This window comes from Corynebacterium pseudodiphtheriticum DSM 44287 (genome assembly GCF_000688415.1).
GTDB classification, from domain to species: domain Bacteria; phylum Actinomycetota; class Actinomycetes; order Mycobacteriales; family Mycobacteriaceae; genus Corynebacterium; species Corynebacterium pseudodiphtheriticum.
On record NZ_JIAH01000005.1, the window covers coordinates 494,985 to 506,402 of the forward strand.

The 11,418-nt window shown below is 58.2% G+C and carries 9 protein-coding genes, 1 tRNA gene and 1 pseudogene; 5 read left to right on the top strand and 6 right to left on the bottom strand.

The features are described from left to right. Positions 1–15: 15 nt before the first annotated feature. Positions 16–1,380, bottom strand: a complete 1,365-nt coding sequence (locus O146_RS0102985) for a CitMHS family transporter (RefSeq protein WP_027017614.1) — start codon at positions 1,378–1,380, stop codon at positions 16–18. 213 nt (positions 1,381–1,593) lie between these two features. Between O146_RS0102985 and O146_RS0102990 the strand changes: the two genes are divergently transcribed. From O146_RS0102990 to O146_RS0103000, 3 genes are all read left to right on the top strand, one after another. Next, the gene (locus tag O146_RS0102990) at positions 1,594–2,802 is read left to right on the top strand and encodes a bifunctional alpha/beta hydrolase/OsmC family protein (RefSeq protein WP_027017615.1); all 1,209 of its coding nucleotides are present in this window, start codon (positions 1,594–1,596) and stop codon (positions 2,800–2,802) included. A gap of 38 nt (positions 2,803–2,840) precedes the next feature. Then, complete coding sequence (locus O146_RS0102995) at positions 2,841–3,662, top strand: enoyl-CoA hydratase (RefSeq protein ID WP_174232174.1); 822 nt, start codon at positions 2,841–2,843, stop codon at positions 3,660–3,662. 69 nt (positions 3,663–3,731) lie between these two features. Continuing rightward, positions 3,732–4,562, top strand: a complete 831-nt coding sequence (locus O146_RS0103000) for a serine hydrolase domain-containing protein (RefSeq protein ID WP_021352385.1) — start codon at positions 3,732–3,734, stop codon at positions 4,560–4,562. A gap of 74 nt (positions 4,563–4,636) precedes the next feature. Here O146_RS0103000 and O146_RS10905 read toward each other — a convergent pair whose 3' ends face one another. The 4 genes from O146_RS10905 to aceE form a co-directional block, all read right to left on the bottom strand. Beyond that, positions 4,637–5,566 (bottom strand): CE1 family esterase, encoded by a 930-nt coding sequence (locus O146_RS10905; protein ID WP_051619215.1) that lies wholly within the window; start codon positions 5,564–5,566, stop codon positions 4,637–4,639. Between the two features lie 461 nt (positions 5,567–6,027). Then, positions 6,028–6,285 carry an acyl carrier protein gene (locus O146_RS0103010; RefSeq protein WP_027017616.1) on the bottom strand — a complete coding sequence of 86 codons (258 nt, stop codon included), beginning with the start codon at positions 6,283–6,285 and terminating at the stop codon, positions 6,028–6,030. A 58-nt stretch (positions 6,286–6,343) separates the two neighbouring features. Next, the gene (locus O146_RS0103015; protein ID WP_027017617.1) at positions 6,344–7,048 is read right to left on the bottom strand and encodes a hypothetical protein; all 705 of its coding nucleotides are present in this window, start codon (positions 7,046–7,048) and stop codon (positions 6,344–6,346) included. A gap of 325 nt (positions 7,049–7,373) precedes the next feature. Next, positions 7,374–10,145, bottom strand: a complete 2,772-nt coding sequence (gene aceE / locus O146_RS0103020; RefSeq protein WP_027017618.1) for a pyruvate dehydrogenase (acetyl-transferring), homodimeric type — start codon at positions 10,143–10,145, stop codon at positions 7,374–7,376. A gap of 336 nt (positions 10,146–10,481) precedes the next feature. Here aceE and O146_RS0103025 point away from each other — a divergent pair, with 336 nt between their 5' ends. Next, complete coding sequence (locus O146_RS0103025; protein WP_018120400.1) at positions 10,482–10,925, top strand: DUF3052 domain-containing protein; 444 nt, start codon at positions 10,482–10,484, stop codon at positions 10,923–10,925. Between the two features lie 95 nt (positions 10,926–11,020). Further along, positions 11,021–11,093, top strand: a tRNA-Val gene (locus tag O146_RS0103030). A gap of 71 nt (positions 11,094–11,164) precedes the next feature. Here O146_RS0103030 and O146_RS12810 read toward each other — a convergent pair. Then, positions 11,165–11,418, bottom strand: a pseudogene (locus tag O146_RS12810) (IS481 family transposase); the annotation flags it as partial.

Below are 11,418 nucleotides of genomic sequence, written 5' to 3' on the forward strand. Positions count from 1 at the left end.
TTCATCCTCGCACCCCTACGCCAGCAATCCCGTGGCAAAGGCAATGCCCACGATAATTACGGAGAACACCCACGCGATCGGGAAGGCCAGCTTCAGGTAGCGGCCCATCTGCGCGTTTGCCAGGCCGAGTGCCAGCCACAGAGCCGGGGAGAACGGCGAGACGAACGTACCAATCACATTGCCCAGAATTAGCGCGCTGGCAGCACCCAGGCCGGAAATATCGTAGACGGCGACGGTTTCTTGCACGATTGGCAGCACAGAGAAGTAATACGCATCAGTCGAGGTCAACAGATCCAGTGGCACACCCAGCATGCCGACGGCGACATGCAGGTACGGCCCGGCGGCTTCTGGCAGCACGTTAATCAGAGAAAGCGCGATGGCTTCCAGCATGCCGGTTTCGTTCAGCACGCCCAGGAACATTGCGGCGGCGATAATGATTCCGGCCATCGACAGCGCGTTTGGTGCGTGCCGCTTCAGTGCGTCTGCTTGCTCCGCCTGCGAGGTGAAGTTGATGATCAACGCTAGCGTGGCAGCAATCAGGAACGTCGGTGCAGGAGGCAACAGCCCAGCCAGCAACACCACCAGGGCTGCCAACACAACCAGCACATTCAGTACCGTCGGCATGGTGCCGGAGCGGAATTTGTAGCCTTGTTCGAGCTGTTTTTCGCGTTGTTTCTGCTCAAATTCGTCGGCAATGGCGTGCACGTCAATGTTGTCAGTTACAGGAAGCTCACCAGCAGCCTGCAGCGCGTTAATCCGGCGCTTTTCGCGCACACCCAGCGCAAAAGCGATCGTCACCACGAACAACAACGCCAGACCCTGCATTGGGATCAGGTGCATCCACACGGTGTTCGTGTCTTGTGAGATCACCGCACCCGCGCGCCCCAGCGGCCCGCCCCATGGCACCATGTTCATCACGGAAGCTGCCAGCGCGACGATGGTCAGCAGCACATACCGCGACATATGCAGCGCCTGGTAGAGCGGCAGCAGCGCGGGGATCGTGAGCAAAAACGTCGTCGAGCCTGAACCGTCCAGGTGTGCAACCACACCAATCAAGCCCGTGCCGACGGCTACTGCCACGACGTTTCCGCGCGTGGTTTTGATCAGCGTGCGAATGATCGGGGTGAACAGCCCGACGTCTTGCAGGATGCCGAAGAAGATGATCGCGAAGATGAACATCACGACGACCTTCATCACGGAACCCAGGCCCTCTTCGAAGAACGTCGAGAGGTCTTCCAGCCCAAATCCGGTGATAAACGCACCGATGACTGGTACCAGCGTCATTGGGATTAACGGGTGGGTCTTGCCGCGGATCAAAATGCCGACGGTAGTGCCTACAATAAGCAGACCCATTAGGGTCAGGCCGAGTTCTGATTGCATGGCATCAGATTAGCGGGATGGGATAGCCGAGGAGCCGAAAGTAGCTCAAGGGTGCTGAAAGTCTCAGATGGGGCAAGCACGTTGCCGCGGATACTGAAATTATCGTTGCTTTGCCAGCCGGATTGCCAGCCAGGTTCCTAGCCGCATTGCCAACCAGGCTGCCAGCCGCATTGCTGGCGGCTGCGGCCACCAAAACGTCGTATTCTGGTGGCCATGACTACTAGCGAAAACTTCACCATTGCAGGCCACAGTGGTATCCAGTTGGCGGCGCGGTTGGAAAGCCCAGCCAACCCGAGTGCGTATGCCTTGTTGGCGCATTGTTTTACCTGCTCAAAGGATTCCCCGGCGATGTCGCGCATCGCTAAGCAGTTGGTGCAGGAAGATATCGCGGTGTTGCGGATTGATTTCGCGGGCCTGGGGCATTCCGAAGGCAATTTCGAAGATTCCACGTTTTCTGGCGACGCCCAGGATGTGGTGGCGGCCGCGGAGTGGTTGGAGGAGCATTATCAAGCCCCACAATTGCTGATTGGTCATTCGCTCGGTGGTGCGGCAGCGTTGGCTGCGGCTGCCGATATTGATTCGTTGCGTGCGGTGGTCACCATCGCCGCGCCGTATGACCCGGAGCATGTCACAGGTTTGTTTGCTGGTGCATTGGACGATATCGCTGAAGATGGCTCGGCTTCGGTGAAAATTGGTGGCAAGACTGTCTGCGTGGGGCAAGGGCTTGTCGACGACCTGCGCGGATTTGATCAAAAAGAGCGCATTGCGGCGATTGATGTGCCATTGCTGGTCATGCATTCGAACGCAGATGAGTTGGTGGATATTCACAATGCGCAGGGGATTTATCGTGCGGCACGCACCGTGAAGTCGTTTATCATGCTGGACGGCGTGGATCACTTGCTCAACAAGGACAAGCAGGCACAGCACGCCGCGCAGATGTTGGCTGGTTGGGCTCGGCCATATTTGCCGGATACCCCGGATGTGGACCGCGACGACTGCGCCGATGAGCGCTACAGCTATACCAAGGAAGGCGTTGTTGAAGCGCGACTTACCGGTGATGGTGATTTCGCCACCGAGCTTCGCGCCGGAAATCATCGCTGGATCGCAGACGAGCCGAAGAGTGTGCCCGGGGCTAAGGACACTGGCCCGAACCCGTATGACATGCTGCAAGCGTCGCTGGCTACGTGCACCGCGATGACGATGGGCATGTATGCGCGCCGCAAGAAGTGGGACATGGGTGATACTAAAGTCACCGTGACCCACGAGCGCGATAAGCAGGGCGTGACGACGTTCACCCGCGTGCTGCATTTCGACCCTGCGCTGAGCAATGAGCAACAGGAAAAGCTGACCGCGATTTCCGAGAAATGCCCAGTGCACAAGACACTGCATGGCGAGATCCATATTGCGACGGAAACCAGCTAGTTACATATATGACCACGTTTCACAAGGAGGAGATCCTCATGGCTACAAACAACGGCATCACTGCACAGAACGATTCGGCTGCACAGAACGATTTTGAAACTATTCAGACGGAGACCCGCGGCCGAGTAGGCATCATTACGCTGGATCGCCCCAAAGCATTAAACGCTTTGAATCAGCAGCTCATGCTCGAGGTCATTTCCGCAGCACAAAAGTTTGACGGCGACGACGGCATCGGTTGCATTGTGCTCACCGGATCCGAGAAAGCCTTCGCAGCCGGCGCTGATATCAAAGAAATGGCAAATAAATCTGCCACTGAAATGTACATGTCGGATTGGTTTTCCGAATGGGAGCAGCTGACGCAAATACGCACACCGTTGATCGCGGCCGTGAATGGTTATGCGTTGGGCGGTGGCTGCGAGCTGGCCATGATGTGCGATTTCATTATCGCCGGGGACAAGGCAAAATTTGGCCAGCCAGAAATCAACCTGGGAGTCCTGCCAGGCATGGGTGGTACGCAACGGTTAACCCGCGCCGTCGGCAAGGCAAAGGCAATGGAAATGTGCCTGACTGGCCGCATGATGGAGGCAGAAGAGGCCGAGCGTGCTGGTTTGGTTGCCCGCGTGGTCGAGGCAGACAAGCTTGTCGACGAAGCCGTGTCGGTTGCCGAGACCATTGCGAATAAGTCGCTGGTGGCAACAACGATGGTGACAGAAGCTGTTGATGCAGCATATGAAACCACTTTGCGTCAGGGGCTGCTGCAGGAGCGGCGTTTGTTCCATTCTGCTTTTGCTTCGGAAGATCAGAAAGAAGGAATGGATGCCTTCGCCAACAAGCGTGATCCGGAGTTCAAGCACCGCTAGTGCGCGGCGCATGCTGCGTAATGTAATCGCCGCCCGCTGGATCTTCTGCTGAGGTTTACACTGGTGAGCATGACTAACCAGGAACCACTGACATCTTTCGAAAAAATCGCTGACTGGCCGGTTGATAATGTGGCTGCCGCGCTGATTCGGGACGGCGAACTCGCCCACACACTGGGCGACGACGAGCACGTTTTTGCTGTGGCATCGGTGACTAAACCGGTGGCCGCGTATGGCTTTGCCATGGCGGTCGAAGAAGGCGTGTTTGAGTGGGATACGCCGGTGGGCCCAGAGGGTTCGACCGTGCGGCACTTGCTCGCACATGCCAGTGGGATCGGGAAAGATGCAGCAAACCCGGATCGTGCCCCGGAGGACCGCCGCATTTATTCGTCGGCGGGATTCGAGGTGCTGCAGGAAAAGCTCGAGGAAGAAACCGGCATGGATTTTGCCGAATACCTCAAGTTAGGGCTGTTCGAACCGTTAGGCATGAACAACACTGTGCTGAAGGGGTCGTCTGGTTACGCATTGGAAACTACCGCGGCTGACCTGGCCCGATTTGCCCAGGAAGTGCTGGCCCCGAGTTTGCTGGACCCATCGACGGTAAAAGAGATGCTGACACCGCAATTTGCGGACTTGCGTGGACTTGTTCCCGGCTACGGGATGCAGAAACCATGCTTGTGGGGGCTGGGCTTTGAAATTCATGGCACGAAGGATCCGCACTGGATGGGCTCGGAGTTGCCGGACAATGCAGTTGGGCACTTTGGCATGAATGGCTCTTATATCTGGTTGCTGCCAGATGAAAAAATCGCGTTGCTCGCTCTCACCGACAAAGACTTCGGCGAGTGGGCCAAGCCGTTGTGGGCGGAAACGAACGACGCGATCTGGCAGGAGCTGCAGGGCTAGCTTCCCGGGGAGGTTTGGGCGGCTAGCGGCAGAGGCTAGGAGCAGGGGGCAGAACCGGGTGCTAGAAACCGGTGCTAGGCCTGGTTTTTAAAGAACTCCCACACCAGCAGGTTGGCTGATGGTACGGCCTTGAACCAGGTATGGCCGTTGTTCACCTGCGGGCTGACAACGGTGGCGAATTCCGTTGCAGCGCGGCAGTTGCTGCCGGAAACGGTGTGGGCACCAACGATCCAGTTGTTGACGTTGCCGCCTGGTGCGCAACCATTGCGGGTGGCGAATTCATCGAAAACTTGGCGTGCGGCTTTGTAGTGGCCGCCGTGATCATTGGCGCCACCGTTGATGTTGATGACGTGATCGTCTTTGTGGTGCATGATCAGTGTTGGCACGGCGGCGTCGGGCACGCAATTAGAGACTGTTGCGTCGTAGTAGGCGCCGGCAGAGCTGGCCACTCCGGCGACAAGATCTGGTGCATGACACGCCAGACTGAGTGCTGCACCGCCGCCGTTGGAAAGCCCGGTGGCGTAGATGCGGTTGGTATCCACGTTGTACTTCCCGGCTAGATCAGCGACGAGTGCACGGGCAAAAGCGGCGTCATCCTCGACACTTTGCGCGGCGTAGTGTGGCCCGCCCCAGGCTGGTTTGCCCTTGAGCTTATCGGTGACGCCTTGCGGGTAGGCGACGATGGCATCACTGCCCACGGCTTTGTTTAAAAAGGAATGCCCGCGGAAGGCGTCTGCCGTATCCCAGGCGCCGGAGTAACCAAGAACCACTGGGTAGGCGCGGTTCGGGTCGTAATTGGCGGGCAGATCCACGATGAAGTGGCGTGGGGTGCCGTTGACATCAATCGTCCGCGTTTCGGTGGGTTGCCCAGCGATGGCGGAGGAGATCTGCACCAGCGGGTCCGTTGTCGATTGTGCATGACTGACAGGGGCAGTGAGAGCCAGCAGGCCGCCGAGGGTGCCGGCAGCGACAGCGGCGCCGAGAGCGCGGAAGGATGATTTCATGAAACCGTAGCCTACGTTATGTTCTGGTCAGATACCAGCCTGAAAGTTCCCCAAAGCTGACTACCCACGTCAGGTGTGAATGTTAACTAGTGGGATTACAGTGATGTAAGTTTCTGAACTGCGCCGATGGAAAAACCTTCAAGCAGCACTTCAGAAAACGGGGGGTTCAATGGCAGCTTGAGGGTTGCTGGTGTGATTGGTGGGGTAGTTGAATCGTTTGTGGCGCAAGCGAGGGTGGGCACGTTGGGGAAGACGATGCTCGCTTAGTGAGCGACTGGTGCGCGCTGGCGTAGGGGGCTCGCTGCGATGGGGAAGTCGCGGTCGAGTGCCCTATTACCGTGGGCGTGCCTCCTGCAAAGTAGCCATCAAGGCGGTCATAAAGGTGGCCATCGACGTGGCCTTAAGGCGCCCTTCAGGGCTGGGCCGCCAGTGCTGGCTCGCTAGCGCCGAAATTTGGTTTGTTAGTTTGCTTTTTCGCCGTGCTCGTCAATATAGGCAATGACATCGGAGACGGTGTTCCAGTCCTGCACGATGTTTTCGTCGAGTCGCACCTTGAATTCGTCTTCAATCTTGACGACGAGCTCGATCATCGATAAAGAATCAATCGCCAGATCGCGGAGGGTGGCATCCCTGGTGATGTCGTCGGTATCTGCCCCGCTGGCGTCGTCTAGTAGGGGAACCAGGCGGGCGAAGGTGTCGAGTTTATCGGGGAGATCCATGTTGTCAGTCTAGAACAGTTGCGCTGCCTGGCGTGCTGCGACGCTTATACCACGAGTTTTAGGGCTGCAACGGAACGCGCAGTACGCTCAGCTTGCATCCGGAGATCGCCCCGGTTAGTACCACCCGTGGGGCGTTGGGGTGAGGGATGGTGTTATCCATCTCAACAGTGGAAGCCAAGTTCCGCATGCGGTTGTCCACGGCAACGCCGGGTGGGGCGATGATGCGTACGCTCGACATTTTCGCGTTGATATGGAACTCGACGACGGGCGTATCAGCGCGTGCCTGGCGGAGGTCAATATGGATCGTGCCGCCGGAGGCGATGAATTCTTGTCGTTCTGGAACGGTCCACCGGCCCGTCAGGCTGATGGTTCCCAGTGTCGTTTTCATTGGCGCCTGAGCAGAAAACTGCCCGGGACGATACGGTGCGGAATGATACGGTGCTGGCTCAGTGGGGCGAGAAACCCCCTGTGAGTGCCCGGGGCGCCGCATGCCGGGTGTGCCCTGTGCGTTACTTTGCCGGCCGTCCTGTGGTCCGTGTTGCTCCCGTTGTGTGCCAGGCGGGTACGCTCCGTGAGCAGGCCGCGGTGGTAGACCCTGCCCCAGATAATCCCGCCGGATAAAATCCAAATCTGCCATCGACTCTGACGACCACACGATGCCCATCAAATAATCGAATTGCTTGATGTTGATGCGCCCCGTGCCCACCGCGCGGGTGAGTTCATCCTGTAATTGTTGGCGCTGCTGCGGCGATGGGCTCGACATTATTCTCACCAATCCAATTCGTGAAGCTATCTGGGCAAAATACGTTGCTTTATATTACGGGGTGCAACGGCGTTTCATGGGCAGGGACAAGGCGGACTCTCGGCATAGTCCCGCGCGGGTTGGGCAGTCGGGTTTGTCCCGCGGATGGGGTAGTCAGTTTTAGCTCTTGGCACCTTGGCCGGAGATGTACCCGGAGATGTACATAGTAAAACCCCGGAAAGAGGACTCTACGCGGTGAATAACGCGAAAGCCTCCAGCCGGGGCGTAGCAACTTAGGCCTGGTAGCCAGCTCCAGCCGGGGAGCTACAACCTGGGCCTCAACAGCTTAGGCCTTGGTCGGATCATCCAAGTGGAACTTCTTGGCTGCCTTCTCGGCAACCTCTTCGTCCACGGTGCCTTCCTTGGCCAGGTTCAGCAGTGTAGCGACGACGATGGACTCGGCATCGATGTTGAAGTAGCGGCGTGCAGCCTCGCGAGTATCGGAGAAGCCGAAGCCGTCTGCACCCAGTGCGGTGTAGGTGCCCGGCACGTATGGACGTAGCTTCTTCTGCAGGTCGGTGCCGAAGTCGGAAACACCAACGAATGGGCCGTCGAAGCCTTCCAACTGCTTGGTCACGAATGGCTTTTCTGGGTTGATCTTGCCCTGCTGCAGCGCTTCTTTGTTGCGTGCGGCAGCTTCGCGGGCCAACTCGATCCAGGAGGTCACGGAGAATACGGACGCCTTGACGTCGAATTCTTCGGCCAGGATCTTCTGTGCGCGTAGGGCTTCGACCATGCCCACACCGGAGGCCAAGATGTTGGCTGGGATGGAGCCGGATTCTGCCGTGTTGTAGTGGTAGATGCCACGGTGCAGGCCTTCCACGTCCAGATCTTCTGGCTCGGCAGGCTGATCCATTGGCTCGTTGTAGACGGTGAGGTAGTAGATGACGTCCTCGCCGCCTTCTGGGCCGTACATCCGGTCGATGCCGCGGTGCACCAGGTGCGCGATTTCGTAGGCAAAGGCTGGATCGTAGGTAACCACAGCTGGGTTGGTGGCGGCCAACATTGGCGAGTGGCCGTCCATGTGCTGCAGGCCTTCACCGGTCAGAGTGGTGCGGCCTGCGGTGGCGCCCACCAGGAAGCCGCGGGCCATTTGGTCGCCAGCTGCCCAGATACCGTCGCCGGTGCGCTGGAAGCCGAACATCGAGTAGAAGATGTACAGCGGAATCATCGGCTCGCCATGGGTGGCATAGGAAGTACCAGCTGCGGTGAATGATGCCACCGAGCCGGCCTCGTTGATGCCTTCGTGCAGCATCTGGCCGTCTTTGGCTTCGGTGTAGGACAGCATCAGGTTGTGGTCCACTGGCACGTAGTTCTGGCCGTGTGGGTTGTAGATCTTCAGCGTTGGGAACCAGGAGTCCATACCGAAGGTGCGGGCCTCATCTGGGATGATCGGAACCACGCGCTTGCCCAGTTCTTTATCGCGCATGAGTTCTTTGAAGGTACGTACCAGCGCCATGGTGGTGGCAACCTGGTTCTTGCCGGAACCCTTGCGCACGCTGCGCAGTTTGTCCAGCGGTGGTACCTCGATTGGCGAATACTTCGTGCGACGCTCCGGCAGGTAGCCACCGAGTTCTTTCCGACGCTCCAGCATGTACTTGATCTCGTCGGAGTCTTTGCCTGGGTGGTAGTACGGTGGCAGGGCTGGATCCTTCTCCAGCTGCTCGTCGGTGAACGGGATGCCTTGCTTGTCGCGGAACTGCTTCAGATCGTCCAGGCCGATCTTCTTCATCTGGTGGGTCGCGTTGCGGCCCTCGAAGTTGTGGCCCAGGCCGTAGCCCTTGATGGTCAGGGCCAGGATGGCGGTTGGGCGGCCGTCCTTCTTCTCGGTGGCGCGCTTGTATGCGGCGTAGATCTTGCGGTAGTCGTGGCCGCCGCGGCGCAGGGCCCAGATCTCGTCGTCGCTCATGTCTTCAACCAGCTTGGCGGTGCGCTCGTCGCGGCCGAAGAAGTGCTCACGCACGTAGGCGCCGTCGTTGGCCTTGAAGGTCTGGTAGTCGCCGTCGGCGGTGCTGTTCATGATGTTGACCAGTGCACCGTCTTTGTCGGCGGCGAACAGTTTGTCCCATTCGCGTCCCCATACAATCTTGATCACGTCCCAGCCGGAGCCCAGGAAGAAGGACTCGAGCTCTTGGATGATCTGCGAGTTACCGCGCACTGGGCCGTCGAGGCGCTGCAGGTTGCAGTTGACGATGAACGTCAAGTTGTCCAGGCCGTTCAGGGCAGCGAAGTGCACCAGGCCGCGGGATTCGGCTTCGTCCATCTCGCCGTCGCCTAGGAAGGCCCAGACGTGCTGGTCGGAGGTGTCTTTGATGCCGCGGTTTTCCAGGTATTTGTTGAAGCGTGCCTGGTAGATGGCGTTCATTGGGCCCAGGCCCATGGATACGGTAGGGAATTCCCAGAACCAGTCCATGCCCTTTGGGTGTGGGTAGGAAGGCAGGCCGTTGTTTGGGCCACGGGAGACTTCCTGGCGGAAGCCGTCGAGGTCTTCTTCATCCAACCGGCCTTCCAGGAAGGCGCGGGCGTACATGCCTGGCGAGGCATGGCCTTGGAAGAAAACCTGGTCGCCACCGGATGGGTGGTCTTTGCCTTTGAAGAAGTGGTTGTAGCCCACCTCATAGAGTGGGGCGGCGCCAGCGTAGGTGGAAATGTGCCCACCGACGCCGATGCCTTCGCGCTGCGCACGGTGCACCATCACGGCGGCGTTCCAGCGCATCCAACGGCGGTAGCGTTTCTCAATCTCTTCGTCGCCCGGGAATTCTGGTTCCTGGTCGGTGGGGATGGTGTTGACGAAGTCCGTGGAAGTCAGCGACGGCAGCGGTACGCGTTTTGCCGAGGCACGCTCCAGCAGACGCAGCATCAGGTAGCGCGCACGGTCAGAAGACGCGTTTTCTAGCAGCCCGTCGAGAGAGTCCATCCATTCCCGGGTCTCTTCCGGGTCTTGGTCGTTCAGGTAGGAGGCGACGCCGTCCCGGATGAGTGGGTGGTTGGATTCGTCGCTGCCGAAATCCTGCGCGGGGTTTTTGCTGTTTGCAGAATTATCAGAGTGATCTGCCATGTGGTTCTCCTTGCACAGATATCTTGACCAGTTGTGTACCAGTACGGCGCGCGGGCGCCACCAATACTGGGGTATGCCCTGGAGAGGGTTACCAGCCAAGTTTTGGTCGATACACCGTTCCAGTCCGCGTTGCGAGAGCACGCGGGTGTTGTATACATGCTACCTGGCGCCACCGATGGTTGAACAACGCTAAGTAATTACGGCGCAATATCCACGCGTATCTCACATTTTCAGCGCTAATCGTTGTAGGGTGTGGCTTGAAGCGGTCTTCGGGCAGTAGCCGAGAAGATCGGGGGAAACCCAGACAACCGAGAAATCTCAGGAAGGATTAACACAGTGGTAGACACTCCGGGTGGCGAGGAGCGCACCCAGGACCTTGCACAGCGCCTTGGCATCGAAAAGGGCATGGTGGTGCAGGAAGTTGGTTGGGACGAAGATTGCGACAGCAGCATTTCTGAGGCCATTGAGGACGTAATTGGCGAGGAGCTGTTGGATGCAGATACCGATGAGCTTTGCGATGTCGTCCTGCTGTGGTGGCGGGAAGAAGACGGGGACCTTGTCGACGGTTTGGTGGACTCGATCACTCCGCTTGCCGACGGCGGCTGCATCTGGTTGCTGACCCCTGGCGCACAGAAGCCGGGCACTGTGGAACCTGGTGTGATCTCTGAATCTGCCCAGCTGGCTGGAATGGTGCAGACGAAGGCTGATCGCTTCGGTGATTGGCAGGCTTCGTGCTTGGTGGGCCGCGGCTATACCAAGTCCAAAGGCGCTGCAGTATAACGTTCTATAACCCCATAAAATGGCGCTTAACCTGGCGATTTGCCAAAGTTTATGATGATCATGTTATGGTATACCAGTACCTCGCACAGAGGGATGCGGCTTTAGCTCAGCTGGAAGAGCAACTGGTTTACACCCAGTAGGTCGGGGGTTCGATCCCCTCAGGCCGCACGATGCGAAGTCTCGAGACATCGTTCCTATTTCGGTGTCTCGAGATTTTCTTCGTTTTGGGGGTTCGTTTTCTAGATTTCACCGAGTTGGTTGCGGTGGTATTTTTTGGTTTTGTCTAAGTGGTATCGGCCCCAGATTTCGCCTGTGTGGGGGTTAATGGCGGTGATGTCGTTGTTGATGCAGATGAGCATGATTTCTTTGGTGCGGTGTTTTCTTCCGACGTAGAGTTTGCGCATGTTGCCGGCCCAGCGAAGGGTTACTTTTCCGTCGTTGTCGACTTTGTCTCGCCGTAGGCGATTGTCGGTGCCAATGGGGATGTCGAGTG